Source organism: Enterobacter huaxiensis (assembly GCF_003594935.2).
Taxonomy (GTDB): Bacteria; Pseudomonadota; Gammaproteobacteria; order Enterobacterales; family Enterobacteriaceae; genus Enterobacter; species Enterobacter huaxiensis.
Genome location: NZ_CP043342.1, coordinates 3,944,271 through 3,970,479, shown reverse-complemented (window position 1 = coordinate 3,970,479; position 26,209 = coordinate 3,944,271). Strand labels below are relative to the sequence as shown.

24 protein-coding genes are annotated in these 26,209 nt (G+C 53.7%); 8 read left to right on the top strand and 16 right to left on the bottom strand.

Features of this window, described 5'->3' with window-relative positions:
- Position 1 precedes the first annotated feature (1 nt).
- The gene (locus D5067_RS18955; RefSeq protein ID WP_119935506.1) at positions 2–1,564 is read right to left on the bottom strand and encodes a DUF3300 domain-containing protein; all 1,563 of its coding nucleotides are present in this window, start codon (positions 1,562–1,564) and stop codon (positions 2–4) included.
- 428 nt (positions 1,565–1,992) lie between these two features.
- Between D5067_RS18955 and acnB the strand changes: the two genes are divergently transcribed.
- Together acnB and yacL are read left to right on the top strand one after the other, a co-directional pair.
- A complete protein-coding gene (gene acnB, locus D5067_RS18950; protein WP_119935505.1) occupies positions 1,993–4,590 on the top strand; it encodes a bifunctional aconitate hydratase 2/2-methylisocitrate dehydratase in 2,598 nt (865 codons plus the stop codon).
- Between the two features lie 190 nt (positions 4,591–4,780).
- On the top strand, positions 4,781–5,143 hold the full coding sequence (yacL, locus tag D5067_RS18945; RefSeq protein WP_119935504.1) for a protein YacL: 363 nt from the start codon (positions 4,781–4,783) through the stop codon (positions 5,141–5,143).
- A gap of 31 nt (positions 5,144–5,174) precedes the next feature.
- Here the strand turns inward: yacL and speD are convergent, their stop codons facing one another.
- The 3 genes from speD to D5067_RS18930 form a co-directional block, all read right to left on the bottom strand.
- Positions 5,175–5,969 carry an adenosylmethionine decarboxylase gene (speD, locus tag D5067_RS18940; RefSeq protein WP_119935503.1) on the bottom strand — a complete coding sequence of 265 codons (795 nt, stop codon included), beginning with the start codon at positions 5,967–5,969 and terminating at the stop codon, positions 5,175–5,177.
- Positions 5,970–6,839 carry a polyamine aminopropyltransferase gene (gene speE / locus D5067_RS18935; protein ID WP_119935502.1) on the bottom strand — a complete coding sequence of 290 codons (870 nt, stop codon included), beginning with the start codon at positions 6,837–6,839 and terminating at the stop codon, positions 5,970–5,972. It abuts the gene before it with no gap.
- Between the two features lie 103 nt (positions 6,840–6,942).
- Positions 6,943–7,290 carry a YacC family pilotin-like protein gene (locus tag D5067_RS18930; protein WP_025756784.1) on the bottom strand — a complete coding sequence of 116 codons (348 nt, stop codon included), beginning with the start codon at positions 7,288–7,290 and terminating at the stop codon, positions 6,943–6,945.
- A gap of 145 nt (positions 7,291–7,435) precedes the next feature.
- Between D5067_RS18930 and cueO the strand changes: the two genes are divergently transcribed.
- Positions 7,436–8,995, top strand: coding sequence for a multicopper oxidase CueO (gene cueO, locus D5067_RS18925; protein ID WP_119935501.1), 1,560 nt, complete (start codon positions 7,436–7,438; stop codon positions 8,993–8,995).
- A 135-nt stretch (positions 8,996–9,130) separates the two neighbouring features.
- Here the strand turns inward: cueO and D5067_RS18920 are convergent, their stop codons facing one another.
- Positions 9,131–11,521 (bottom strand): glucose/quinate/shikimate family membrane-bound PQQ-dependent dehydrogenase, encoded by a 2,391-nt coding sequence (locus D5067_RS18920; RefSeq protein WP_119935500.1) that lies wholly within the window; start codon positions 11,519–11,521, stop codon positions 9,131–9,133.
- Positions 11,522–11,728: 207 nt separating this feature from the next.
- On the opposite strand from D5067_RS18920, the gene hpt reads away from it, so the two are divergent.
- The gene (gene hpt / locus D5067_RS18915) at positions 11,729–12,265 is read left to right on the top strand and encodes a hypoxanthine phosphoribosyltransferase (protein WP_162844781.1); all 537 of its coding nucleotides are present in this window, start codon (positions 11,729–11,731) and stop codon (positions 12,263–12,265) included.
- A gap of 75 nt (positions 12,266–12,340) precedes the next feature.
- Here the strand turns inward: hpt and can are convergent, their stop codons facing one another.
- Entirely contained in the window at positions 12,341–13,003 is a 663-nt protein-coding gene (gene can, locus D5067_RS18910; protein WP_119935498.1) for a carbonate dehydratase, read from the bottom strand.
- Between the two features lie 107 nt (positions 13,004–13,110).
- Here can and D5067_RS18905 point away from each other — a divergent pair, with 107 nt between their 5' ends.
- The 4 genes from D5067_RS18905 (at position 13,111) to D5067_RS18890 (ending at position 16,662) form a co-directional block, all read left to right on the top strand.
- Entirely contained in the window at positions 13,111–14,037 is a 927-nt protein-coding gene (locus tag D5067_RS18905) for an ABC transporter ATP-binding protein (RefSeq protein WP_119935497.1), read from the top strand.
- Positions 14,034–14,804, top strand: coding sequence for an ABC transporter permease (locus D5067_RS18900; RefSeq protein WP_119935496.1), 771 nt, complete (start codon positions 14,034–14,036; stop codon positions 14,802–14,804). The genes D5067_RS18905 and D5067_RS18900 overlap by 4 nt, the downstream gene beginning before the upstream one ends.
- 106 nt (positions 14,805–14,910) lie before the next feature.
- A complete protein-coding gene (locus D5067_RS18895) occupies positions 14,911–15,351 on the top strand; it encodes a PTS sugar transporter subunit IIA (RefSeq protein WP_119935495.1) in 441 nt (146 codons plus the stop codon).
- A 63-nt stretch (positions 15,352–15,414) separates the two neighbouring features.
- Positions 15,415–16,662 (top strand): polysaccharide deacetylase family protein, encoded by a 1,248-nt coding sequence (locus D5067_RS18890; RefSeq protein WP_119935494.1) that lies wholly within the window; start codon positions 15,415–15,417, stop codon positions 16,660–16,662.
- 3 nt (positions 16,663–16,665) lie between these two features.
- On the opposite strand, the gene D5067_RS18885 is transcribed toward D5067_RS18890, so the two are convergent.
- The 10 genes from D5067_RS18885 to panB form a co-directional block, all read right to left on the bottom strand.
- The gene (locus D5067_RS18885) at positions 16,666–17,757 is read right to left on the bottom strand and encodes a fimbrial protein (protein WP_160117936.1); all 1,092 of its coding nucleotides are present in this window, start codon (positions 17,755–17,757) and stop codon (positions 16,666–16,668) included.
- 25 nt (positions 17,758–17,782) lie between these two features.
- Positions 17,783–18,385, bottom strand: a complete 603-nt coding sequence (locus D5067_RS18880) for a fimbrial-like protein (protein ID WP_119935492.1) — start codon at positions 18,383–18,385, stop codon at positions 17,783–17,785.
- A gap of 14 nt (positions 18,386–18,399) precedes the next feature.
- Complete coding sequence (locus D5067_RS18875; RefSeq protein WP_119935491.1) at positions 18,400–18,963, bottom strand: fimbrial protein; 564 nt, start codon at positions 18,961–18,963, stop codon at positions 18,400–18,402.
- Between the two features lie 26 nt (positions 18,964–18,989).
- Positions 18,990–19,559 (bottom strand): fimbrial protein, encoded by a 570-nt coding sequence (locus D5067_RS18870; RefSeq protein ID WP_119935875.1) that lies wholly within the window; start codon positions 19,557–19,559, stop codon positions 18,990–18,992.
- A gap of 39 nt (positions 19,560–19,598) precedes the next feature.
- Positions 19,599–22,193: an outer membrane usher protein gene (locus D5067_RS18865; protein WP_119935490.1), complete on the bottom strand. Its 2,595-nt coding sequence runs from the start codon at positions 22,191–22,193 to the stop codon at positions 19,599–19,601.
- Positions 22,194–22,274: 81 nt separating this feature from the next.
- A complete protein-coding gene (locus D5067_RS18860) occupies positions 22,275–23,018 on the bottom strand; it encodes a fimbrial chaperone (RefSeq protein ID WP_119935489.1) in 744 nt (247 codons plus the stop codon).
- Positions 23,019–23,103: 85 nt separating this feature from the next.
- Positions 23,104–23,715 carry a fimbrial protein gene (locus tag D5067_RS18855; protein WP_119935488.1) on the bottom strand — a complete coding sequence of 204 codons (612 nt, stop codon included), beginning with the start codon at positions 23,713–23,715 and terminating at the stop codon, positions 23,104–23,106.
- A 340-nt stretch (positions 23,716–24,055) separates the two neighbouring features.
- Positions 24,056–24,436: an aspartate 1-decarboxylase gene (panD, locus tag D5067_RS18850; protein WP_006173750.1), complete on the bottom strand. Its 381-nt coding sequence runs from the start codon at positions 24,434–24,436 to the stop codon at positions 24,056–24,058.
- Between the two features lie 32 nt (positions 24,437–24,468).
- Complete coding sequence (gene panC / locus D5067_RS18845) at positions 24,469–25,320, bottom strand: pantoate--beta-alanine ligase (protein WP_119935487.1); 852 nt, start codon at positions 25,318–25,320, stop codon at positions 24,469–24,471.
- Between the two features lie 11 nt (positions 25,321–25,331).
- Positions 25,332–26,123 carry a 3-methyl-2-oxobutanoate hydroxymethyltransferase gene (panB, locus tag D5067_RS18840; RefSeq protein WP_119935486.1) on the bottom strand — a complete coding sequence of 264 codons (792 nt, stop codon included), beginning with the start codon at positions 26,121–26,123 and terminating at the stop codon, positions 25,332–25,334.
- Between the last annotated feature and the right edge of the window lie 86 nt (positions 26,124–26,209).

Below are 26,209 nucleotides of genomic sequence, written 5' to 3'. Positions count from 1 at the left end.
CTTAACGATGACGGAGTTCACGGTGTTCAGCCCGGCTACCAGACATCTGCCGTGGCTGCTGGTGACGAGCAGCAGATACCTGTCGGCTCTGCGCGCCTCGCTGCTGCTGCGCCTGCCAGCTGGCCGAGCGGCTGTCGTTGCCGCTTAGAGCATTGGCGCGCGGCTGGCTTGCACGCTGCTGAACGTTCCGCTGCTGAGCGGTGCGCTGTTGTGCCGTCTGCGCAACCCGCTTCTCCTGCCCGTGCGCCGAAGCCTGACGATCCTCGCGCGGTTGCGTGCTGCTCCGCTTCGCCGTCTGCGGTTTGGTGTCGTAGCCCCGGTAGTTATTACGCTGTGAAATCTGCTTCAATTGCTGATTTGACGCCTGCCGCTGGGCATCTTTCGTCCCCGAACGCGCCGTTTGCGGGAAGGTTTTCCCGGTGGATTTCTCCATCTGAGCCATCGCGGCCTGGCGTTGGTTATCGCGATTGATCGGTTTTGGCTGCGTCGCGCTGAGCCCCGCAGGCGTACTGGTGGCGTGGAAGCGGCTATTAAGCTGGTTAGTGGGATAAGGCACGCCTTCACGATAGGCAGGGTTATGTTGCCAGGTGCGGTTGGCATCCGTCAGACGCTCGCCGCTGATTTTGTTGAAGTTATCGACGTTTATGTTGATGTTGTTATCGCCGTTGCGGTTATAACCACCGTGTTTATCCCAGTCGTCGTGATGGTGGTGATCCCAGTCGTCGTCATCATCCCAGTCAATGTTGCTGAAGATAGCGTAGGTGGTTGCTATGCCCAGGCTGAAGCCGAGGCCTTTGACCAGGCTGTCGGTAAATTGCTCTCCAGGAGAGGGCGGCAAATAGGTTGGCGGGTAGGCCGCGTTGGGCCAGGTGCCGTAAACCGTATTCGGGTTATACGTGGGGACGTACACCACCTGCGGATCGGCAGATTCAATCTTGATGACCGTTGGGCTCGTCGTGGCTGCGGTGCTGGTTGTCGACTCGCTGCTGGTCGTTTTCGCCGGTGCGGGTTTTGTCACGGTCGTGACCGTCTGCTGCGGCGTGGACTGTAAGGCTCCGGTTTGCTGCGCCAGCAGGCGCAGGCGTTGCACCGAGTCCATCACATCTTTCGGCTGGGCGAGGAACGCATCTCCGAGGCTTTGCACCCACGGCGGGTTTTCACCCATCAGCGACATCAGCTGAGGGAAGGCAACCAGCGACTTCACGCTCGGATCCCACGGCTGGCCAGCAACGGCCTGAATAGCGGCATCGCCCTGCATTTTAGGGTTGTCTTTTGACCACTGTGCCGCCTGAATGACGTTGGCCGGGTAGGTCGATGCCATCAAAATTTGCGACAGCAGCGCATCCGGGTAGAGCGCGACAGGGGCGACCCACTGATCGATTTGTGCGGCGGAGTACGCAGGCGCGACGACAGGGGCGGGTTGGGCTACTGCCGACTGTTGTGCGACGGGGGCGGGGGTAACGGGTTCCGTTGCACGACTTTTAACAAACATGACGCCAGAGGCGGCAAACAGACCGGCACTGCACAAAAGGACAAGCAGATGGGGCTTAAAAGGCAACTTCATAAAGTGACTCCAGGGAGACAAGCGCTGTGCCGTGAGGCGTTCTTGTTGCCGCGAGTATTATTCACCCGTGCCTTACAGTTTTGACTTTTCTTGGGAAACCACCCGGTGCGTCCGGATAAAGAGTGTGTGCATTTATTACACAATTATATGTGATGGATAAAAAGCCGCTGGGAGATGCTGCAACGGCAACATAAGTCGCTATCTGGCGGTTTTTTTGTGCCCTAAATTCGCCTTCTCCTCGCGCTATACCATCCTTAACGATTCAGCAAATTATTTAATGTTGCTTTTTTGTAAACGGATTAACACTGTGCAGAAATCCTGCTATGCTGCCCGACGCGGTATCGGGCATTTACCCTACAAACTGCTGTCTCACAGGAGCGTGAAGAGAACGCCGGCCGCATATGACAATGAGAGCGAGGAGAACCGTCGTGCTAGAAGAATACCGTAAGCACGTAGCAGAACGTGCCGCCGAGGGAATTGTACCCAAACCTTTAGATGCAACCCAAATGGCCGCGCTCGTCGAGCTGCTGAAGAACCCGCCTAAGGGCGAAGAAGAATTCCTGTTAGATCTGTTGATCAACCGTGTACCGCCTGGCGTAGATGAAGCTGCCTACGTTAAAGCCGGATTCCTTGCTGCTATCGCCAAAGGCGATGCCACCTCCCCGCTGGTTACTCCAGAAAAAGCGATTGAACTGCTCGGCACCATGCAGGGTGGTTATAACATTCATCCGCTGATTGACGCGCTGGATAATGAAACGCTGGCGCCGATTGCCGCCAAAGCGCTCTCTACAACGCTGCTGATGTTCGATAACTTCTATGATGTCGAAGAAAAAGCCAAAGCGGGCAACGCTTACGCGAAGCAGGTTATGCAGGCGTGGGCAGATGCCGAATGGTTCCTGAACCGTCCCGCGCTGGCTGAAAAAATCACCGTTACCGTGTTCAAAGTGACCGGTGAAACCAACACCGATGACCTCTCTCCGGCCCCGGACGCATGGTCTCGCCCGGATATCCCTCTGCACGCCCTGGCAATGCTGAAAAACGCCCGTGAAGGGATCGAACCGGATCAGCCGGGCGCCGTTGGCCCGATCAAACAGATCGAAGCCCTGCAGAAAAAAGGTTACCCGCTGGCCTACGTGGGCGACGTTGTAGGTACCGGTTCTTCCCGTAAATCCGCAACCAACTCCGTGCTGTGGTTCATGGGCGATGACATTCCTCACGTGCCGAACAAGCGCGGCGGCGGTCTGTGCCTGGGTGGCAAAATTGCCCCTATCTTCTTCAACACCATGGAAGATGCTGGCGCGCTGCCAATTGAAGTGGACGTGAACAACCTGAACATGGGCGATGTGATTGACGTTTACCCGTTCAAAGGCGAAGTCCGTAACCACGAAACCAACGAGCTGCTGGCAAGCTTCGAGCTGAAAACCGACGTGCTGATCGACGAAGTGCGCGCCGGTGGCCGTATTCCGCTGATCATCGGCCGTGGCCTGACCACCAAAGCGCGTGAAGCGCTGGGCCTGCCGCACTCAGACGTTTTCCGTCAGGCGAAAGACGTGGCGGAAAGCGACCGCGGCTACTCGCTGGCGCAAAAAATGGTTGGCCGCGCGTGCGGCGTAGCCGGTATTCGTCCTGGCGCGTACTGCGAGCCGAAGATGACCTCCGTAGGTTCTCAGGACACCACCGGCCCAATGACCCGTGACGAACTGAAAGACCTGGCGTGCCTGGGCTTCTCTTCTGACCTGGTGATGCAGTCCTTCTGCCACACCGCGGCGTATCCGAAGCCGGTTGACGTAACTACGCACCACACGCTGCCAGACTTCATCATGAACCGCGGCGGCGTCTCCCTGCGTCCGGGCGACGGCGTTATCCACTCCTGGCTGAACCGCATGCTGCTGCCGGATACCGTGGGTACCGGCGGTGACTCCCATACCCGTTTCCCAATCGGTATCTCTTTCCCGGCGGGCTCTGGTCTGGTGGCGTTTGCTGCGGCGACTGGCGTGATGCCGCTGGATATGCCGGAATCGGTGCTGGTGCGCTTCAAAGGTAAAATGCAGCCGGGTATCACCCTGCGCGACCTGGTTCACGCCATCCCGCTTTATGCCATCAAACAGGGTCTGCTGACCGTTGAGAAGAAGGGTAAGAAAAACATCTTCTCTGGCCGCATTCTGGAGATTGAAGGTCTGCCGGATCTGAAGGTAGAGCAGGCGTTCGAGCTGACCGATGCCTCCGCCGAGCGTTCTGCTGCGGGCTGTACCATCAAGCTGAACCAGGCGCCAATTGAAGAGTACCTGACCTCCAACATCGTGCTGCTGAAGTGGATGATTGCGGAAGGCTACGGCGACCGTCGTACGCTGGAGCGTCGTATCCAGGGCATGGAAAAATGGCTGGCGGACCCGCAGCTGCTGGAAGCCGACGCTGACGCAGAGTACGCGGCGGTGATCGACATCGATCTGGCGGATATTAAAGAGCCAATCCTGTGCGCGCCTAACGATCCGGACGACGCCCGTCCGCTCTCTGCGGTGCAGGGTGAGAAGATCGACGAAGTGTTCATCGGTTCCTGCATGACCAACATCGGCCACTTCCGCGCGGCCGGTAAGCTGCTGGATACCCATAAGGGCCAGCTGCCAACCCGCCTGTGGGTGGCGCCGCCAACCCGTATGGACGCGGCTCAGCTGACCGAAGAGGGTTACTACAGCGTGTTCGGTAAGAGCGGTGCGCGTATTGAAATCCCTGGCTGCTCCCTGTGCATGGGCAACCAGGCGCGCGTGGCGGACGGTGCGACGGTGGTTTCTACCTCTACCCGTAACTTCCCGAACCGTTTAGGTACCGGTGCGAACGTCTTCCTGGCCTCTGCGGAGCTGGCGGCGGTTGCGGCGCTGATTGGCAAACTGCCAACGCCGGAAGAGTACCAGACCTTTGTCGCTCAGGTTGATAAGACGGCGGTAGACACCTATCGCTATCTGAACTTCGACCAGCTCTCTCAGTACACCGAGAAGGCTGACGGGGTTATCTTCCAGACGGCAGTATAAACAGCAAAACCGTCTCCACGAGACGGTTTTTAGTGTTTGCACCCTCTCCCGTGGGAGAGGGACGGGGTGAGGGCATCAGGCCGCAGGGTCTTGCTCTCACCTTTTTATTTTCATTCCTCCCACCTCTCACGCTTTTTTTCTTCTTCTCTGCTGCGATAATTACCCTAATGGCTTTGCAGAGGAAAATACTATGGATTACGAATTTCTGCGCGACATCACCGGAGTGGTGAAAGTGCGTATGTCGATGGGCCACGAAGCCGTAGGACACTGGTTTAACGAAGAGGTGAAAGAGAATCTCGCGCTTCTTGATGAAGTTGAACAGGCGGCAAATACGGTGAAAGGCAGTGAACGCTCCTGGCAGCGTGCCGGGCATGAATACACGCTGTGGATGGATGGCGAAGAGGTGATGGTGCGCGCCAACCAGCTGGAGTTTACCGGTGATGAGATGGAAGAGGGGATGAGCTACTACGACGAAGAGAGTCTGTCGCTGTGCGGCGTAGAAGACTTTCTTCAGGTGGTGAATGCCTACCGCGAGTTTATGAAACAGAAATAACACACCGGAGCGTCCCTGCTCCCGGTGCCTTCTACACGGTCGGTATGTTGCGGCCGTAGTAGATTTCGCGCATCTCTTTCCAGAGCAGGTCCGTGATGGCCTTACGCTCTTCTTCGCTTAAATCTTCAGGCCGGGTATGGAACATATAGTGCTTAAGGTCGAACTCCTTGAGCATCATCTTGGTGTGGAAGATGTTCTCCTGATAGACATTCACGTCCACCATGTCGTACAGCGACTTCATGTCCTCAGACATGAAGTTCTGAATGGAGTTGATCTCGTGATCGATGAAGTGCTTCATGCCGTTAACGTCGCGGGTGAAGCCACGCACGCGGTAATCAATGGTCACGATATCGGATTCAAGCTGGTGGATTAAATAGTTCAGCGCGTTCAGCGGGGAGATCACGCCGCAGGTAGACACTTCGATATCCGCGCGGAAGGTGCATAGCCCGCCTTCAGGATGGCTTTCCGGGTAGGTGTGCACGCAGATATGGCTCTTGTCGAGGTGTGCGACGACCGCTTCCGGCAGCGGGCCCGGATGCTCGGTTTTGTCGATAAGCTTTGGGTCTACCGGCTCTTCACTCACCAGAATGGTGACGCTTGCACCCTGAGGTTCATAATCCTGACGCGCGATGTTCAGGATATTGGCGCCGATAATCGAGCAGGTTTCTGACAGGATTTCCGTCAGCCGGTTGGCGTTGTAGAGTTCGTCGATATAGGCGATATAGCCATCGCGTTCTTCTGCCGTTTTGACGTAGCAGATATCGTAAATACAAAAACTCAGGCTTTTTGTCAGGTTGTTAAAGCCATGCAGTTTCAGCTTTTTCAATTAGCTCACCCCCTTTGAGGACAGTGCGTCTTGCAGGTACTGCGGCAAGGCAAATGCTGCGGTATGGACGGCCGGATTGTAGTAGCGGCATTTGAGCCCGGCCTGGTGGAAGCGCGCCTGGATAATTTCGGTTGAAAGGTGGCGAAGCACCTCGTTGTCCGTCGCCCAGGCAAAGGTCATGATCCCGCCATAGTAGGTCGGAATGGCGGCCTGGTAGAAGCTGACGTCGCTAAAGTAGGTGCTCAGCTTGCGGTGGCTGTCGAGTACTTCGTCCTGCTGCAGGAAGCAAACGCCGTTTTGCGCCACAAAAATCCCGCCGGGATTCAGGCACCGTTTACAGCCCTCATAAAACGACGAGGTAAACAGCGACGCGCCCGGGCCGATAGGATCGGTGCAGTCAGAGATGATGACATCAAAGGTTTGGGTAGTTTGATTAACGAAATTGACGCCGTCGTCGATGACCAGGTTGAAACGCGGATCGTCATAGCTGCCGGCGTTGTGGTTCGGCAGGTACTGGCGGCAGAACGAGACCACGCCGGCATCGATTTCCACCATGGTGATAGACTCAATCGACTTATGGCGAGAGACTTCACGCAGCATCGCGCCGTCGCCGCCGCCGATGATCAGCACGTGTTTCGCGTGGCCGTGGGCCAGCAGCGGAACGTGGGTCATCATTTCGTGATAGATAAACTCATCGCGCTCGGTGGTTTGCACCACGCCGTCCAGCGCCATCACGCGGCCAAAGGCGGCGTTCTCGAAGATTATCAGGTCCTGATGATCGGTTTTCTCATGATAAAGCACGTTATCAATGGCGAAGTACTGACCAAACTGGTCATGCAGCGTTTCTTGCCATACCGTTTTGTCGGTCATGGGCTGTCATCTCCTTCAGTAGCATCCATTACATCCAGCAGAAGGGGGCAACGCATAACCGCCGTCAAGCGGTTAGAGAGTCAACAAATGGGCGTCGGGAAGGTTACTTCACGTAGGCGAGCAGGCTGAGTGAATCGCGAGCCAGCGCTTTGCATTTTTTTGCAGTGGGGATGCCAATACCGCTTAAATCCCGGTAGCTGTCTTCACCGAGCGCCTTCATGTCGAAGCTGTCGTAGTTGCTGAGATCCCATTGGTTCTGCTGGGCAAAAAAGACCAGTGCGCGACGAATTTGCCCGTTGGGTAAATTCTGGTATCCACAATCGTTTTTCAGAAAAACAAATACTGCCGTCAAATCGGCCATATCTTCTGCTTCGTTTTCACTCAGCGCGTAACTGTTCGCACACATCGCCATCAGGCTACTGAACAAAATTGTTCTGAAAAACGTCTTCATTGCTTCTACCACTGCATCACGGAAAATTAACGTTAGCATACTTGATGCCAGGCCGACGATCTTTATTATTGCCGCCATGCTTGACCTTCCGGTAAGGGGAGGGTTTATGCTCAAAAGATCGCCGCCTGGAAATAAGGAAATGAACATGCAACGTCGTGAATTTTTAAAATATTCCGTTGCGCTGGGTGTTGCCAGCGCACTACCGCTATGGAGCCGCGCGGCTTTTGCGGCCGACAGACCCGCCTTACCTGTCCCTGAACTTCTCACTGCAGATGCCCGTAGCCGCATCCAGCTTGTCGTGCAGTCCGGTAAAACGACCTTTGGTGCCAATACCGCGACTACCTGGGGCTATAACGGTAACCTGCTCGGCCCGGCGCTTCAGCTGCGCAAGGGGAAAGCGGTGACGGTGGATATTCACAACACGCTTGCCGAAGAAACCACGCTGCACTGGCACGGTCTGGAAGTGCCGGGCGAGGTGGACGGTGGCCCGCACGGCGTGATTAAACCCGGCGGCAAGCGCAGCGTGACCTTTACGCCTGACCAGCGCGCGGCCACCTGCTGGTTCCATCCGCATCAGCATGGCAAAACGGGCCACCAGGTGGCGATGGGGCTGGCGGGGCTGGTGCTTATTGAAGATGACGAAAGCCGCCTGCTGCGCCTGCCGAAACAGTGGGGCATCGACGATATTCCGGTGATTGTGCAGGATAAAAAGTTCACCTCCGACGGGCAGATTGACTATCAGCTGGATGTGATGAGCGCGGCGGTCGGCTGGTTTGGCGATACGCTGCTGGCCAACGGTGCGATTTTTCCTCAGCACGCGGCCCCAAAGGGCTGGCTGCGTTTGCGACTGCTTAACGGCTGTAACGCGCGCTCGCTGAATTTTGCCGCCAGCGACAACCGTCCGCTGTATGTGGTCGCGAGCGACGGCGGCCTGCTGCCGGAGCCGGTGAAGGTGAGCGAGCTGCCGATGCTGATGGGCGAACGCTTCGAGGTGCTGGTGGACATCAGCGATGGAAAAGCCTTTGACCTGGTCACCCTGCCGGTCAGCCAGATGGGGATGGCCGTTACGCCATTCGATAAAGCGCACCCGGTGCTGCGTATCCAGCCGCTGCAGATTGCTGCCTCCGGTATGCTGCCGGACACGCTAACTACGCTGCCAGCGCTGCCTGCGCTTGATGGCCTCACTCAGCGCAGGCTGCAGCTCTCCATGGACCCGATGCTCGACATGATGGGCATGCAGGCGCTGATGGAGAAGTACGGTAATCAGGCGATGGCCGGGATGCACCACGGGCAGATGATGGGCCACATGAATATGGACCACGGCAAAATGGGCGGCATGAATCATGGCGGTCATGGCTTTGACTTCCATAATGCCAACCGCATCAACGGTAAAGCGTTTGACATGAACACGCCGATGTTTGCCGCCGCGAAGGGGCAGTTCGAACGCTGGACGATCTCAGGCGAGGGCGACATGATGCTGCACCCGTTCCATATCCACGGCACGCAGTTCCGCATTCTCTCCGAGAACGGTAAAGCGCCTGACGCGCATCGCTCGGGGTGGAAGGATACGGTGAAGGTGGAAGGCGGTGTCAGTGAGGTGCTGGTGAAGTTTGACCACGACGCGCCGAAGGAGTTTGCCTATATGGCGCACTGCCATCTGCTGGAGCATGAGGATACGGGGATGATGCTGGGGTTCACCGTTTAGAGTCGTGCGGCCTGATGCCCTCACCCTGACCCTCTCCCACAGGGAGAGGGAATAAACACAAAAACGGCAACCGAAGTTGCCGTTTTGCATATTTCCGTAGGCCGGGTAAGGCGTAGCCGCCACCCGGCTTTTCAGTTACTTACTGTCATCCGGCAGTGCATACGCGACGATGTAGTCGCCCATCTTTGTGCCAAACGAACCGTGACCGCCCGCAGAGATGACAACGTACTGCTTGCCATTCACTTCATAGGTCATCGGCGTTGCCTGTCCACCGGCCGGCAGACGGCCTTGCCACAGTTTCTCACCGTTGGTCATGTTGTACGCGCGCAGGTAGTTATCTGCGGTTGCCGCGATGAACAGCACGTTACCGGCGGTAGAGATTGGGCCACCCAGCATCGGCATACCCATATTGAACGGCACCGGAACCGGCATCGGGAACGGCATGCTGTCCTGTGGCGTACCAATACGTTTTTTCCACACGATCTGGTTGGTTTTCAGATCCAGACCGGAGATGTAACCCCAGGCAGGCTGTTTACACGGCAGACCAAACGGAGACAGGAACGGGTTCAGCGTCACGCCATACGGAACGCCGTACTGCGGCTGGATACCAGCTTCGGTACCGCTGCCTTTCGCGTCTTTCGGCTGCTCCATTGGGTTGCCCGGACCGCGTGGGATCAGACGGGAAACGAACGGCAGCGCCATTGGGTTGGCAATCGCCACCTGACGGTTCGGGTCGACGGAGATCCCGCCCCACTCGAACATCCCCAGGTTACCCGGGAAGACCAGCGTGCCCTGCTCAGACGGCGGCGTGAAGATGCCTTCATAGCGCAGCTGGTGGAACATCACGCGGCACACCAGCTGGTCAAACATGGTGGCACCCCACATGTCTGCACCGCTGAGGTCTTTCTTCGGACGGAAGCTCAGGTCAGAGAACGGCTGCGTTTTGCTGACGTAATCGCCTTTAGCCGCACCCTGCGGAACCGGTTTTTCCGGCGCAGGCACAACCAGCTTGCCGTTGCTGCGATCCAGCACGAAGATGTTCCCGGTTTTCGCCGGGGCGTAAATTACCGGAACGGTTTTACCGTCAACGGTAATGTCCGCCAGCGTCGGCTGGGACGGCATATCCATATCCCACAGATCGTGGTGAACGGTCTGGTAGCTCCACGCCAGCTTGCCGGTGGTCGCGTTCAGCGCCACGATCGCGCTCGCGTAACGCTCCTGCTCCGGCGTGCGGTTACCGCCCCAGATATCCGGGGTGGTGACACCCATCGGCAGGTAGACCAGGTCCAGCTTCGCGTCATACGCGGCCGGTGCCCAGGAGTTTGGCGAGTTAAAGGTAAAGGTGTGCTCGTCCGATGGGATCGCGTTTGGATCTTTCGCGCCCGGGTCGAAGGCCCACAGCAGTTTACCGGTATTTACGTCGAAACCGCGGATAACGCCGGAGGTTTCACGCGTGGAGAAGTTGTCCGTTACCGAACCGGCAATCACGATGGTTTTATCGGTAATGATTGGCGGTGAGGTTGGCTCATACAGGCCCGGCGTAGTGTCCGGCATGTTGGTCTGCAGGTTCAGGACACCTTTGTTGGCAAAGGTTTCGCACAGCTTGCCCGTTTCGGCGTTAATTGCGAACAGGCGTCCATCGTTGACCGGCAGCATAATGCGGCGAGGGCAGTCGGCGATGACTTCCGGGCTGGCATTATCGGCGCGCGCTTCATGGTAAGACACGCCGCGGCAGGTCACGTGCTGGAAGGACGGATTAGAATTCAGCTGCGGATCGAAGTGCCATTTCTCTTTACCGGTGGCCGCGTCGAGCGCGAACAGACGCTGGTGCGCCGTACACAGGTAAAGCATGTCGCCCACTTTAATCGGCGTCACTTCGTTGGTCAGTTCGCCCGGATCGTTCGGCATTTTCAGGTCGCCGGTACGGAATACCCAGGCTTCTTTCAGGTTCTTCACGTTGTCCGCGTTGATCTGCTTCAGCGGAGAGTAGCGTTGACCTTCCTGGTTACGACCATAGGCAGGCCAGTCGCCGTCCGCAACCTGCGAGATCGCGGCAGCAGGCGTTGATTCCGCGTTCAGCGTACCGTTGATTTCCTGTGGGTCGTTAAAACCGGCCCAGGTCAGGATGCCGCCGGTAATCAGCAGCGCAACGACCAGACCGGCTACAGCACCGCTGGACGGCACAATCAGGCGACGCCAGACGAACGGCAGGATCAGCCAGATACCAAAGAAGACCAGGATGTCACTGCGCGGCGTCAGTGCCCAGAAGTCGAACCCGACTTCCCAGACGCCCCAGATCATGGTGGCGAGGAGTAATGCGGCATACAGCCACAGTGCAGATTGTTTCCTACGCAACAGCAGGACGGTTACGGCAACCATAACCAGACCCGCAATCGGGTAGTACCAGGAGCCGCCTAAAGCGACCAGCCAGACGCCACCGATTAACAGATACAGCGCGCAGAAGGCTGCGAACGCTGCTGTTAATGTCACCAGTAGACGCGGCTGTTTAGAGTTTGTTTCAGCCATAGAAAGTGTACTCGTCAGTTTTTGTTAATAATTTGCTAGCAACTAATTATAGGTATTAACAAGTGTGATCGGAATCACAAAATTTGCTTTTATAACTCATACGCCAGGCTTGTCTATTTGCTGGTATAATGGCGGGCTTGCGTATCGATGCCGGAAATATACTCCCCTGCATTGAGAGATTTTCATTAAAATCATATGGTTAGTAATATGAAACATACTGTTGAAGTGATGATCCCGGAAGCCGAGATCAAAGCGCGTATCGCCGAACTGGGTCATCAAATCACCGAACATTACAAGGACAGCGGCAGCGAAATGGTGCTGGTGGGTCTTTTACGTGGCTCTTTCATGTTCATGGCTGACCTGTGCCGTGAAGTGCAGGTGTCCCATGAGGTCGATTTTATGACCGCCTCCAGCTACGGCAGCGGCATGTCCACAACCCGTGATGTGAAAATCCTGAAAGATCTGGATGAAGATATTCGTGGCAAAGATGTGTTGATCGTTGAAGACATCATCGACTCCGGCAACACGCTCTCTAAGGTGCGCGAGATCCTGAGCCTGCGTCAGCCTAAATCGCTGGCGATCTGTACGCTGCTGGATAAACCTGAGCGCCGTGAAGTGCAGGTGCCGGTTGAGTTTGTTGGCTTCTCTATTCCGGACGAATTCGTCGTCGGTTATGGCATCGACTACGCGCAGCGCTATCGCCATCTGCCGTATGTTGGCAAGGTTGTGATTCTCGACGAGTAAAACGTATTGGGTGCGGTCTGATGCCCTCACCCCGTCCCTCTCCTACAGGGAGAGGGAGAAAATCCCCGGCTTTGTTTATTTATGGTTCACATGCTTAAGCTTGAGGTTGGCAATCCCCGATCGGTAACGCTGCTCCAGCGTTTCGCGGTTGGTGGCGGTCACTTCCAGGTTGCGCAGCAGGCCATCGTGAATACCGTACGCCCAGCCGTGGATGGAAACCTTCTGCCCACGTTTCCAGGCTGACTGCATAATCGTCGAGTGGCCCAGGTTATAAACCTGCTCCATTACGTTCAGCTCGCACAGGGTGTCGAGACGGCGCTCCTGCGGCATCTCGCCCAGCAGTGAGCTATGTTTGAACCAGATATCGCGGATGTGCAGCAGCCAGTTATCGATTAACCCCAGTTCGGTATTTTCGATCGCCGCCTGCACGCCGCCGCAGCCGTAGTGGCCGCAAATAATGATGTGCTCGACTTCCAGCACGTCAACAGCATACTGAACGACAGAAAGGCAGTTAAGATCGGTGTGAATGACGAGGTTGGCAACGTTACGGTGAACAAAGAGTTCGCCAGGTTCGAGGCCGGTCAGGCGCTCTGCCGGTACGCGGCTATCGGAACATCCAATCCATAGAAAGCGCGGGTTCTGCGCTTGCGACAGCTTCCCGAAAAATCCGGGGTCTTCTTCAACCAGCATCTTTGACCATAGTGCATTGTTGCTGATGAGTGTATCTATGTCATTCATGGACGTTAACGGCCTGTAACCAAGTAATTGCGTTGCGCTACTATAGGGTAACCCGACTTTTAATGAAACCACACAACGTGTGTCAGAACTATAGGTAAGTTAAATTCATGGCGATTGCACTGGAGCTTGAGCAGCTTAAAAAAACCTATCCGGGCGGCGTTCAGGCGCTGCGCGGAATAGATCTTAAGGTCGAAGCGGGAGATTTCTATGCGCTTCTGGGACCGAACGGGGCGGGGAAATCCACCACTATCGGGATCATCAGCTCGCTGGTGAACAAAACATCCGGCCGGGTGAGCGTGTTTGGTTACGATCTGCAAAAGGACGTGGTCAACGCCAAGCGCCAGCTGGGGCTGGTACCGCAGGAATTCAATTTTAACCCGTTCGAGACGGTGCAGCAGATTGTCGTCAATCAGGCTGGCTACTACGGCGTTGAACGTAAAGAGGCGCTTGAGCGCAGCGAAAAGTACCTTAAGCAGCTCGATCTGTGGGAAAAGCGTAACGAACGTGCGCGCATGTTGTCCGGTGGGATGAAGCGCCGCCTGATGATTGCCCGAGCGCTGATGCACGAGCCAAAGCTGCTTATCCTCGATGAACCGACCGCGGGCGTGGATATTGAACTGCGCCGCTCCATGTGGGGCTTCCTGAAGGATCTGAACGATAAAGGCACCACCATTATTCTGACTACGCACTACCTCGAAGAGGCGGAAATGCTGTGCCGCAACATCGGCATCATCCAGCACGGCGAGCTGGTGGAAAACACCTCGATGAAAGATCTGCTCTCCAAGCTGAAATCAGAAACCTTTATTCTCGACCTCGCGGCGAAAAGCCCGCTGCCGAAGCTGGAAGGGTACAACTATCGTCTGGTGGATACCTCAACGCTGGAAGTGGAAGTGCTGCGCGAGCAGGGCGTCAACAGCGTCTTCTCTCAGCTGAGCGCCCAGGGCGTTCAGGTGCTGAGCATGCGTAACAAAGCGAACCGACTGGAAGAGCTGTTTGTCTCTCTGGTGCATCAAAAACAAGGAGACAAGGCATGACGCATCTTTTCTGGGTGGCGCTGAAAAGCATCTGGGCAAAAGAGATCAACCGCTTTATGCGCATCTGGGTGCAAACCCTGGTGCCGCCGGTGATCACCATGACGCTCTACTTCATCATTTTCGGCAACCTGATCGGTTCCCGCATTGGTGAGATGCACGGCTTTACCTACATGCAGTTCATCGTGCCGGGTCTGATCATGATGGCGGTGATCACCAACGCCTACGCCAACGTGGCATCGTCGTTCTTCAGCGCCAAGTTTCAGCGCAACATTGAAGAGCTGCTGGTGGCCCCGGTGCCAACGCACGTGATCATCGCCGGCTACGTGGGCGGCGGCGTGGCGCGCGGCCTCTGTGTCGGCATTCTGGTGACGGCGATTTCGCTGTTCTTCGTGCCGTTCCAGGTCCATTCGTGGCTGTTCGTGGCGCTGACGCTGCTGCTGACGGCGATTCTGTTCTCGCTGGCCGGATTGCTGAATGCGGTATTCGCCAAAACGTTTGATGACATCAGCCTTATCCCGACCTTCGTGCTGACGCCGCTGACCTATCTGGGCGGGGTGTTCTACTCCCTGACGCTGCTGCCGCCGTTCTGGCAGGCGCTGTCGCACCTGAACCCGATTGTCTACATGATTAGCGGCTTCCGCTTTGGCTTCCTTGGCATTACCGATGTGCCGCTGTTCACTACGGTGGCCGTGCTGGCGGTGTTTATTATTGCCTTCTACCTGCTGTGCTGGTATCTGATCCAGCGCGGACGCGGGCTGCGTAGCTAACCTTCCGCCCGGCAGACATTCTGTTTGCCGGGCACTTTTCTTTGACAGTTATCACCCTAAGCTAACCTTCACTTCGCTAAACTACTTGCCTGCTAAGGAGGAAGTTATGCTGGGATGGGTTATTACCTGCCACGATGAACAGGCGCAGGTTATGCTGGATAAGCTTGAAGCCAGGTTTGGCCCGCTGCCGCAGTGCCGTGCGGTGAATTACTGGCGGGGTTTGAGCACCAATATGCTCAGCCGGATGATGTGCGACGCCCTGCATGAAACCGACACCGGCGATGGCGTGATCTTTCTGACCGATAAATCCGGCGCGGCGCCTTACCGTTCTGCAGCGCTGTTAAGCCACAAGCACGAGAACTGCGAAGTCATTTCCGGCATTAACTATGCGCTGCTGGAAGCGATGTACCCTCTGCGTGACACCCTAACCAGCGCTGCATTCCGTAATGCTATTGTTGATAAGCATATTCCCGGCGTGAGCAGCCTGTGGCACCAGCAGCAGAAAAACCCGCCGTTTGTTCTGCTTCATGACCTGTATAAGAATTAAACATTGGTATTGATGTCGCTTTTGTTACAATGGCGACTGATTTCCCGTGTCGATTTATATCCCATGTTCATGCGCGTTATTTTCCTGCTTTTGCTGCTGGTTTCCGGCGGCGTCTCGGCCAGTTTAATTAGCCAACAAGGGCTACCTCCCCGCTATATGCAAACCACCGAGGATGCGGCCATCTGGGCGCAGGTGGGGAATAATGTGATCAACGTCGGCAACGTCCGTGCCGGGCAGATCCTGGCCGTTGTGCCGACTTCCGCAGACTACTACGAGTTTCGTTTTGGCTTCGGCACGGGGTTTATCGATAAAGATCACCTTGAAAATGTCCAGGGAAAACAGCGTGTAGAGGACAGCCTGGGCGATCTCAACAAACCGTTGAGCAATCAGAATCTTATCACCTGGAAAGACACCCCGGTGTACAACGCCCCCAACAGCGGGAGCGCACCGTTCGGTACGATGAGCCCGAATCTCCGCTACCCCATTCTTAACAAGCTCAAAGACCGCCTGAACCAGACCTGGTATCAAATCCGCATCGGTAACCGTCTGGCGTGGATCAGCAGCCTGGACGCGCAGGAGGATAGCGGCCTTCCGGTCCTGACATACCATCATATCCTGCGGGATGAGGAGAACACGCGCTTTCGGCATACCTCCACGACCACCAGCGTAAGGGCGTTCAATAACCAGATGGCCTGGCTACGCGATCAGGGCTACACCACGCTGACGATGTACCAGCTGGAAGGGTACGTGCGTAACAAAATGAACCTGCCTGCAAAATCGGTGGTGATCACCTTTGATGATGGCCTTAAATCGGTGAGCCGCTATGCGTATCCCATCCTGAAGGAGTACGGCTTTAACGCCACCGCGTTTACTATCTCTTCCCGCATTAAGGGGCGTCCGCAGAAGTGGGACCCTAAATCGCTGCAGTTTATGAGCGTGCAGGAGATTAAGGGGATTCAGGATGTGTTCGATATTCAGTCCCACACCCACTTCCTGCATCGCGTGGACGGTTATAAGCATCCGATTCTCCTGAGCCGAAGCTATCACGTGATCCTGTTTGATTTTGAGCGCTCGCGGCGCGCGCTGGCGCAGTTCAACCCGCACGTGCTCTATGTTTCGTATCCCTTCGGCGGCTACGACAATAAAGCCATAAAGGCGGCGAACGACGCCGGTTTCCATCTGGCGGTGACGACGGTGAAAGGGAAGGTGAAGCCGGGTGATAATCCGTTCTTATTGAAGCGCCTGTATATTTTAAGAACGGACTCGCTGGAGACGATGTCGCGGCTGATCAGTAATCAGCCGCAGGGGTAGGGGTCAATCGTAGGAAAGGGTGAACACGCCAGTGGCTTTAAACGAGCCGGGTTTCACTGTGCTTCCATTGGAAACCAGCTGTGCGATAAAACCAATTTCTTTTGAGCCAGGAATTGCGCTATCAGTCAACGCATAGGCTGAGGCCGCGCTATTCGGAATTAATTGGGTCGTTCCATCATACACAATTTTTACACCCGCCCCTTCAGCTGCCGACGTAAGCGTATTACCCAGTAGGTCGCTGCTGGCACCGGTCACATTTGTGGCTGTGAGTTTGGTAGTGAACGTTGCTACGCTGGTGCAGTTACTTACCTGAATGGCAAAAGGAATATCTCTGATGTGATTATTTTTAATATCGGATACATAGTAATCCCCTAAATCAACATCATTTCCGCCATTTGATAGCATCACCGTATCGCAAGTGGGAAGAACAATAGGGATCTGAAACGAGCTTTCATTTACAATAAATGTCCACGGACGGTTATCACTGTCATTAGGATCGCCAAGCCCCATCTGACCAATAGTCCCCGCTTTAGGCGTTAGAACGGTGACTTTATCCGGGTTCCCCTTATACTCGGGGCCGATAAAAATCTGCGCTGAAGTGTTAATCCACTTATTGTCCCAGTTTTCCGTAGGTTGCCCCCCGGTTAGGTCCTTCCAGCCGGTGGTGTTTGTGGCAAAATAACCGCCAGACCCCCCGTCTGATTCAGCCGTATGCACCCTTAATGTAAACCCGATACCCGGAATATTGGTTGCAAAGATGGCATTACCGCTATGGCTACCCACCATGAGTCCAGGGGCAGTTTGTGACATCAGGCTGTTGCCATTGGTTCCGTTGTTGCAGTCTGCCTGGATACCGGGCGACAGGTTGATATTGAATACCCCATTGCCGACAGAGTTAAAAGATGTCCCTGGGGAAGGAAGGCGTATCGGGCCACCTTTATATTCGGCATTGATTAGCGTTGTTGTACCGCCGTGTCCGTCACCAAATGCGCACTCAGTTGCCAGGCATGTCTGGCTCATGAACAGCAACAAGGCAATGGATCCTGGAACCACTGACCTTTTAACATTAATGCTATAAATTAAGCCGTTGAACATTCTCATCCTTTTCCTGTTCTCGTTATTACTCATACGTGACGTCGACCCGCACCTTACTGGTGACAGTACCGCCTGCGACCAGTCCGATATTTTGATACCGGGCATAGAACTGATAGTCCGTTAAAAACGCGGTTCCTTGTCCACTCACGTCATAAACGACTTTTGATGTCCCATCGCTGTTCAAAACGTTGGTTTTATTCTTATCAGAGAAGACAACAACGCCGACATTTTTTGCCGATCCGGCCGCCGTATCATCGCTTTTAAAAACCTGATTTTGTCCTGGCCAGAAACCCGACTGCGGGGAAAAGCCAAAATTGAGTTTCTTTGCCGTGGTGCTATCCCCATAGCAGTCATCAACATGGATCGTAAAAGGCGTACCGCCTGCCTCATCGGTCGCGGTAAAGCGATCGCTACCATCGCTGTTATAAAACCAACTGCGCATAACGTTGGGGAGATAGATTTCTCCTCCGTTTTCAACGCTTAGCCGACAGGTGCTATTCACAATATTGGCTGTCAGATTTACGTCGAGTCCAGAGCCTGCCTGGCTTACGCCAGGCAGGAAACCGCCAGCCAATCCCATTAGCAACACAAGACCGGGCTGGTTTAAAGTAAACGGTGATTGTTGCATGATGGTTCCTGGAATTATGGGTAGGCAATAGTAAATGTCACCGGGGCTGTAACGGCACCTGTAGCAACATCGCTCATCGATCTATCCTTTCCAAGGACAATACGTGAGTTCATTGGAAATTCACCCGCGCCGTCAGCAATGATAACTTCCTGTGGAGAGGGAGGATTCTTGCACTTCAACTGTACGCCTGTATCTACGGCACCTGACCAAACTTCGAAGGCAGTTGCCTTTCCGCCAAAGTAGGCTTGTCCGCTCTCATAAGAACCATCACATTTCCCATCGGCCCCTTTTGCGGCTGCGACTGTGGCTTTTGATACACCTGAACAATTGCTAAACACTATTTTCAGCGGTTCAACGCGGGTCTTATTGACCAGATCGGATTTGAAAACATCACCAAAGCCTATTTCCGACGCTTCTGCGCCCCCGCCGTTAACCAGCTTTGCGGTACAGGTACCTGATGTGACGGTTGTTTTAATTGTCATCTCAACGCTGCCCGTGCCTGTAATCGCCGCACTTGCCATTCCAGAGAATAGAAGGGCAGAAACGGACAAGGCGATAAATTTTGCTTTAAATTTCATAGTATTGCTCCATATCCCTGCGCCAATTATTCGTAAATGAACTCAAAGGTTGCCACGGCTTGAAAATCGCCAATAGTCATGCTGTCTGTCTTGGTTTCACGTAATGTGGCGACTAAAGGAACTTCCTTGTTGTCAATATCTTCCCTCTTCCAGACAAGGCGCTCTGCATCGACGGTTGAGTTAATGATAAATGGGGCATCTGGGGCATCGGCTCTGGCAATTTCGACGGCAGAGAAGTCTGCACCTCCGCTGGTGGTGGGGGTCTGATTCATAATCCCGGAGGGCAAATCAGCCGATTTAGTGCCCTTGATAGTAGTTTTTAATGAGGTCAGTGATGATGGGCATTCAATTATTACGAGTTTAAAAGCTGCATTTGCGGTGCCAGCTTTGACATCGTCAATACGCACTTGACCATTGTTACCGATGGTCAGCGTTTGCTGCGTATCTGAACCTTCACCACCAACCAACTTCATATCGCAAGTGGTTTCGCGAATATTGGCAGTGAAATTGACATTGAGATCGGCTGCTGATGCTGATCCCGTTATCGCTAATATTGCTAATGCGATTAACGAATAACCGCAACGTTGCTTCTTCATATTATTTCCCATGGGCGTGATTCCCTGTTGTAGATACCATTACATTTGACACTGCTGATTGTTCAGAATGGTGGTGAGACCCGCTTTCTTCGCATTGTCTGGAATCTGATAATGCACGGTGCAAGAACTGGCATCGCCGCTTCCCCAAACCACTCGAAGGACGCCTCGCTCATCCACGCCACGGACATAGGCCTGTCCCGCCTGGCCTACCGTTCCGATAGGTTCATTTTTCTCGTTCAGCACATCTGCGCCCAACGGAATAAAGCCTTTATCAGAACGCTGTAGTTCCAGCACAAGTGAACGACCTTCGTCCGTCTCAAAATTCACTAATACAACGGAGCCATTGCGTGGAACGGCAACTGCACTTGTATTTTTGATTTCGACATCCGCTTCGAGAGTACTGATATCGAGTGAGACACGGTTTTCTCTGTAGGCAGACATATACGGCATGATTCCGTATCCGGAGCTATTAATACGGCTCTGGCCATAGCCCAGACGTGCACCCGTCGCACCACTGGCTTTCACCAGCGCCAGGGAATCCGTTTCGCCAATGCTGCCTGACGTAAATACGACTCCACCTGAGTGAACAACCATCCCGCCGTTATAACTCGCGGAATACTGTTTACTATTGTCATCGCCAAAGGATGCCGAGACACCGAGAGGGCCGTAAGGACTGTTCCAGGAGCTGTAGCCGCTTAATTGGTTCAGGTTGCCGTAGTTACCTCCGTTTGAGGCAGCGCTGACGGAGTAACTCACCTCGCTGTTTTTGGAGCTACCGCTTGCCGTTGAGTTGAAGCTGGTACCGCCTTTCAAATCAGATCGCAGGCTCATGTTGATATTATTGAACCCGCCAGACTGCGTTCTGTTTTTATCAAATACGCTGAATGGGACGCTGACGTTGAGATAAACGCTGTCATCCTTTTCACCTGATTCGTTGTAGGTGCGCTGGAGTGAAACGCTATAGCTGCCGTAAGCAAAGCTATTGTTGTAGCCCACGCTGTAGTCAGAGGTTGAACTGCTATCGTTCCAGTAATCCTGCCAGGTACCGCTAATATAGAGAGAGCCGTATTCCTCACCGTTAACATTTAACGGTTGGTTAAGACTGACCTGCACCTGATTTTTGGTACGCTGATAGTCAGCATAAAGTTGAGCATTGCTGTCATAGGAACGGTTACCGTATTCCTGGTGATGAATACTGTCCTGTAAAGAGGCTGCATCATTCAGGCTGAGGTAATCTTCCGTTGAGAAGCGATAGGCCGCTACGTTCAGGGAGGTGTTTGTCGCTTCCAGCATTTTGCTGTAGGTCAGTCGATAACTCTGTCCTTTAAGCGTGTCCAGCCCGTCTATATCGGCATAGGATTGGGTTATATCGAATGCAAATGCGCCAATGCTGGTATTCATCGCCAGCCCAAGCAGGCCAGCATAGAAATCCATATCTGTATATTGCGCGCCAACGTAACCGGTAAAGGTGTTATTCAGACCATACGCGTAGGTTGCGTAGCCAACGTTTGGCTTGTCATGCAGAGAATCATCGTTCAGTTCGCCTAAACCGACATCCCAACGGCTGGAACCAGGACGGAGCATTTGCGTTACCGAAGAGAACGGAACGGTAAACGACCGTTTGCTCCCATCAGCCTCTTCTACGGTCACGATGAGATCGTTGCCATACCCCGTAGTACTGAGATCGTTAATTTCAAATGCACCCGGCGGAACGGTGGTCTCATAAATTTTGTTGCCGCTTTGCATTACGCTGACTTTGGCATTGCTGTTTGCTACACCACGAATTACTGGCGCGTAGCCCGTAGCGCCTTGTGGGAGCATACGGTCATCATTATACATGCGCGCACCGCGCAGGCTCACCGAGTCAAAGGTGTCGCCACGCGTGAAGGAGTCACCCATTACCATCTGCGCATTCAGCGGCGTGATATCACGTTGAAGGTAAATATCCTGGCTGGAGTAATGTGAACCATTATCGCTGTCCCAGTTCATACTGCCGCGAGAACGTAAACGCCATGGGCCCAGGTTCAGCCCGTAGTGCAGTCCCGCATAGGCGGTATCAGAGCTTGTTCCGTTAGATTCGCTGTGCCAGGTGTTAAGATCGTAAGAAAGTAATCCGGCGGGAACGCCGTTATCCCACAAGGATGGATCAACATAGCCTGCCGGGAGTTTAAGCACATATATCTGTGGAAAATTCAAATCCATTTCTTGCTTGCTGCTATCAAAATTCGCAGAAGCACCGGGATAATATTTTTTGATATCGACGCAAGCCGTTTCGTCGTCTTTAACATCATCGCCTAATATGCTGGTATCAACACCTGCCTGGGACAGCGTGATTTTAGTCAGACATGCTGAGGCACGTGGCGTGTTGTTATCAATAAATGTCATCTCGACCGTGGATTTTGAATTGCCATTCAAATTCACTTTTACACGGTAAGTACCCGGCAGAACGGGGTTACCGTAAGCATAACGATCGACATTAATACCCCCGCCATTATCGATAAGAAATTGATCATTAAATTCAATGGCCGATTCTGCTTCGGATGCGGTGTCTACAGTTTTTTTTTCATTCTCGCTGGCCTGCAAGGGAAATGCGGCACAGATAGCGAGACATAAAAGTGATCGTTGAAATAGCATGCTTCATCCAGACAAGTCGTCGTATGAACGCTTTACAGTGTTCATACGCTTTATATTTATAATGTGGCGATAGTGTCGTTATTAATTCACTTTGCTTTCGAAAGTATCAGAACCGCCATTGTCATTAATGGTTTCGTAAGCAACAGAGCCGGCTGAATTATTACTTAATCCTTTTACCTGCATTATTTGAGTACTGAACGGTAAAATAGATTTATGCTCAACCTGATACTCTTTGTTTGCTGATTTCAGTTTTACGCTTGAAATGGCGACGTTGTAAGGAGAGTCGTTGCGTGCGACCAGATTTACGTTACTACCTTGCTTTTGCTGTGACCACGTTATTCGCGCGGCTGCATCCCCTGGCGTACCTTTCAGGCCGTCAGGACGGAAAAAGAGTTTAATACGCGTGCGAAATGCCAGCTGAAGCTGGTTTGGACTTTCACCGTCTTTCAATTTTGATTTCGGTGGAATTTCAAGAACATTAAACCAGAATAATGATTCACGATCTTGTGGGAGTGAGCCACCCAGATAGGAGATGCGAACAGATTGACCTTTTTGTGGATCAATACGGGATACAGGCGGAGTAATAATAAACGGTAATTTTAATTCTTGTGGGTTAGTGTCATCACGACCGTCATCAAGCCATGACTGAACCAAAAGTGGCTTTTTACCCCGGTTGTCTAAAGAAACAATAACATCTTTCTGCGACTGCTGATAAACAATACGCGTACCAGAAATAACGATATCTGCACTTGCCTGAAATGAAGAAAAAACGGCAGCGGTGAGGCAAGCTACTTTTAATCCCTTATAAAATGACGTGCTTAACATTTTTCCACTTCCTGTTGGAATGATATCAATAATCCCCCAACGGACGTCAGGGGATGAGTCATGCTTTTAAACTATGTTCTTAGAATTATTCGTAGATCATAGTGAAAGCAGCTTGCGCCTGAACAACACCCGCAGTTACTGGATTGCTGGCAGCATCCCAGCCCTGACCTTGGGTGTAAGCAACGCGGTAGTACAGTGCGCCTGCGCCATTGGTATCGATAGTGGCTTTCTGAGAGTTGTTGGTCTGATCAAGTTTGATCTGATCTGTGGCGGAGTTGCCATCGTTTGACAGAACCAGATTGACGTTCTTCGCCGCGCCCTGGGTGTTTGTTGGTGGAACCAGCAGGCCGCCGGAAGTGGAAGAAGAACCCGCCCAGGAATCGAACTGAGCCGATGCTTTGGAAACGGTAGCAGAATCACAGCCGGTCAGCGTCAGCGCGAATTTCTTCTCGCCCAGGACGCTGGTTAGGCCCAGATCGCTGGCGAAATCTTTTACAAACACGGTATCCAGGTTAACGTCGAAATCGTTACCGTCCTGGTCAATTTTCTGATCCAGAGAAACTTTACAGGTGTTGTTAGAAACCATACCGTGGAAGGTGATAGTTCCTGTATCTGAAGGAACATCAGCCGCCATTGCAGAACCTGCGCTCAGAACCATTGCTACTACAGTTGCCAGACCTAATTTTTTAAAAGACATTTTTTATATCCATATTAAATGCTAGAAAAAGAACATACGCAAAGCTGATGCTCCGCAAAGCTAATGTTCATGCCGAACTCATATTTCGGGAACTGGATTCTAAGTGAAGGATAATGGCCGTGAAAAGTCGTTTATCGTTAGAAATACTTAAACGAATTTGTAGATAATTTATTGCTGTGTAACTGGCTGATAATGATGGTTAATAATATTTAAGAGGTGCATAAATGGTGGTTATATCAAACGATAATAAATCTATATAAATAAAATAATTCTATGCGCGTTTTCTATGAGTTAATTACCCGAATAATGTCTCGGGTAATTAACACTGATAGCGATATGCTTATGCCACCTGGACCGGAATCGCCTTAGCCGTGCGTTTCATCTCGTTTTCACCTTCAAAGTAGGCGACTTTTGGCTGCCAGCGACGCGCTTCTTCATCAGACATCATGACGAAGCTGGCGATAATCACAATATCGCCCACGTCAGCGCAGTGCGCCGCCGCACCGTTGACGGAGATGATTTTAGACCCGCGCTCGGCGGCAATCGCATAGGTAGAAAAGCGTTTGCCGTTGTTCACGTTCCAGATATCAATGGCTTCGTTTTCCAGAATACCTGCCGCATCGAGAAAATCCTGGTCGATCGCGCAGGAGCCTTCGTAGTGCAGGTCGGCCTGAGTGACTTTCACACGGTGAAGCTTACCTTGCAGCATTTTGCGAATCATTACGTTTACCTTTAATTATCAAGGGTGAAGAACTACGCCAGCTCAACCACTTTGTTATCAATCAGACGCGCCTGGCCAAGCCATGCCGCTACCAGAATTACCGCACGTTTGCTGGTCTCTGAAAGCTCCAGAAGCGAGTCTGCATCTCGGATTTGTACGTCGTCAGCGCGAAGGCCTTTATCGTTCAGCGCCTGTTCGGCGAGGGCGACGATCTCTTCGGTCGTTAACTCTTTAGCCAGAATCTGCTCCGCCATCGTATTCATCACCTTGCTTAAGCCCGGCGCGATTTTACGCTCCTCGGCGGTCAGATAGCCGTTGCGGGAGCTCAGCGCCAGGCCGTCTTTCGCACGCACGATCGGCACGCCGACAATCTCGATGTCGTAGCCCATGTCTGCAACCATCTTGCGGATCAGCGCCAGCTGCTGGAAATCTTTTTCGCCGAAGCAGGCAACGTCAGGCTGCACCAGGTTGAACAGCTTGCTGACGATGGTCGACACGCCGCGGAAATGGCCCGGACGGCTTGCGCCCTCCAGCATGGTCGAAATGCCCGGGACGTCAACGTAGGTCGCGTCTTCTGTGCCCTGAGGATACACATCCGCCGGCGCAGGCGAGAAGACAATGTCCGCATGGCGTTTTTTGAGCTTCTCGCAATCTTCCTGCAGCGTGCGCGGATAGCGCGCCAGGTCGTCTGCGCGGTCAAACTGCATTGGGTTTACGAAGATACTGACCACCACGATGTCTGCACGAGCCCTGGCTTCGTCAACGAGCTTCATATGGCCGTCATGCAGGTTGCCCATGGTTGGGACCAGTGCGATACGCTTACCTTCCTGACGCGCACGACGGATGTGCTGGCGCAGCAGCGGCAGGGTTTCAATGATTAGCACAACAAGACTCCTTAATGGAAACTGTGTTCTTCGCCCGGATAGACGCCGGACTCAACCTCGGCAATATACTGCCGCACAGCGGCGCGCATGTCGCCTGCTTCTGTCAGGAAATTTTTGGCAAATTTCGGGATATGTCCGCCGGTAATGCCAAAGGCGTCGTGCATCACCAGGATCTGACCATCGGTGACGTTGCCTGCGCCGATGCCGATCACCGGAATAGCGAGCGCCTCGGTGATGCGTTTAGCCAGCTCAACCGGAACGCACTCCAGCACCAGCAGCTGTGCGCCTGCGGCTTCAAGCGCCACGGCATCGTCTAACAGCGTTTGCGCCGCATCTCCACGCCCCTGCACCTTGTAGCCGCCGAAGATGTTTACAGACTGCGGCGTCAGCCCCAAGTGCCCGCAGACCGGCACGGCGCGTTCGGTGAGCATTTTCACCGTATCGACCAGCCAGGCGCCCCCTTCAATTTTGACCATGTTGGCACCGGCACGCATTACTGCCGCCGCGTTCTCAAAGGCCTGCTCGGGCGTGGCATACGCCATAAACGGCAGGTCGGAAAGCAGCAGGCAGGCCGGGGCGCCGCGGCGTACGGCCCGCGTATGGTAAGCAATATCCTCTACCGTCACTGGCAGCGTGGAGTCGTGTCCCTGTACCGTCATCCCTAACGAATCCCCGACCAGCATGACGTTAATACCCTCTTCGGCAAACAGCCTGGCGAAGCTGTAGTCGTACGCGGTGATGGTGGCGAAGCGTCTCTTTTCCTGTTTGCATTTCTGCAGTAAGGAGATGGTGGTTGGTTTCATACTGTTTCCTGATGGTCACAAAGCGAATCTTTGCGCATTCTAACAGTAACGTTCGAGGGAACAATGATTTTAGGCAATCGATTAAC

Bases quoted from the DNA above. Each gene is read 5' to 3' on its own strand.
- yacL (WP_119935504.1), top strand. From the start codon at position 4,781: ATGGATTACGAATTTCTGCGCGACATCACCGGAGTGGTGAAAGTGCGT.
- panB (WP_119935486.1), bottom strand. From the start codon at position 26,123: ATGAAACCAACCACCATCTCCTTACTGCAGAAATGCAAACAGGAAAAG.
- D5067_RS18860 (WP_119935489.1), bottom strand. From the start codon at position 23,018: ATGTTAAGCACGTCATTTTATAAGGGATTAAAAGTAGCTTGCCTCACC.
- speE (WP_119935502.1), bottom strand. From the start codon at position 6,839: ATGACCGACAAAACGGTATGGCAAGAAACGCTGCATGACCAGTTTGGT.
- D5067_RS18875 (WP_119935491.1), bottom strand. From the start codon at position 18,963: ATGAAATTTAAAGCAAAATTTATCGCCTTGTCCGTTTCTGCCCTTCTA.
- D5067_RS18865 (WP_119935490.1), bottom strand. From the start codon at position 22,193: ATGCTATTTCAACGATCACTTTTATGTCTCGCTATCTGTGCCGCATTT.
- D5067_RS18880 (WP_119935492.1), bottom strand. From the start codon at position 18,385: ATGCAACAATCACCGTTTACTTTAAACCAGCCCGGTCTTGTGTTGCTA.
- cueO (WP_119935501.1), top strand. From the start codon at position 7,436: ATGCAACGTCGTGAATTTTTAAAATATTCCGTTGCGCTGGGTGTTGCC.
- D5067_RS18955 (WP_119935506.1), bottom strand. From the start codon at position 1,564: ATGAAGTTGCCTTTTAAGCCCCATCTGCTTGTCCTTTTGTGCAGTGCC.
- D5067_RS18905 (WP_119935497.1), top strand. From the start codon at position 13,111: ATGGCGATTGCACTGGAGCTTGAGCAGCTTAAAAAAACCTATCCGGGC.
- can (WP_119935498.1), bottom strand. From the start codon at position 13,003: ATGAATGACATAGATACACTCATCAGCAACAATGCACTATGGTCAAAG.
- hpt (WP_162844781.1), top strand. From the start codon at position 11,729: ATGAAACATACTGTTGAAGTGATGATCCCGGAAGCCGAGATCAAAGCG.
- D5067_RS18895 (WP_119935495.1), top strand. From the start codon at position 14,911: ATGCTGGGATGGGTTATTACCTGCCACGATGAACAGGCGCAGGTTATG.
- D5067_RS18855 (WP_119935488.1), bottom strand. From the start codon at position 23,715: ATGTCTTTTAAAAAATTAGGTCTGGCAACTGTAGTAGCAATGGTTCTG.
- D5067_RS18870 (WP_119935875.1), bottom strand. From the start codon at position 19,559: ATGAAGAAGCAACGTTGCGGTTATTCGTTAATCGCATTAGCAATATTA.
- panD (WP_006173750.1), bottom strand. From the start codon at position 24,436: ATGATTCGCAAAATGCTGCAAGGTAAGCTTCACCGTGTGAAAGTCACT.
- D5067_RS18885 (WP_160117936.1), bottom strand. From the start codon at position 17,757: ATGTTCAACGGCTTAATTTATAGCATTAATGTTAAAAGGTCAGTGGTT.
- D5067_RS18920 (WP_119935500.1), bottom strand. From the start codon at position 11,521: ATGGCTGAAACAAACTCTAAACAGCCGCGTCTACTGGTGACATTAACA.
- D5067_RS18900 (WP_119935496.1), top strand. From the start codon at position 14,034: ATGACGCATCTTTTCTGGGTGGCGCTGAAAAGCATCTGGGCAAAAGAG.
- D5067_RS18890 (WP_119935494.1), top strand. From the start codon at position 15,415: ATGTTCATGCGCGTTATTTTCCTGCTTTTGCTGCTGGTTTCCGGCGGC.
- D5067_RS18930 (WP_025756784.1), bottom strand. From the start codon at position 7,290: ATGAAGACGTTTTTCAGAACAATTTTGTTCAGTAGCCTGATGGCGATG.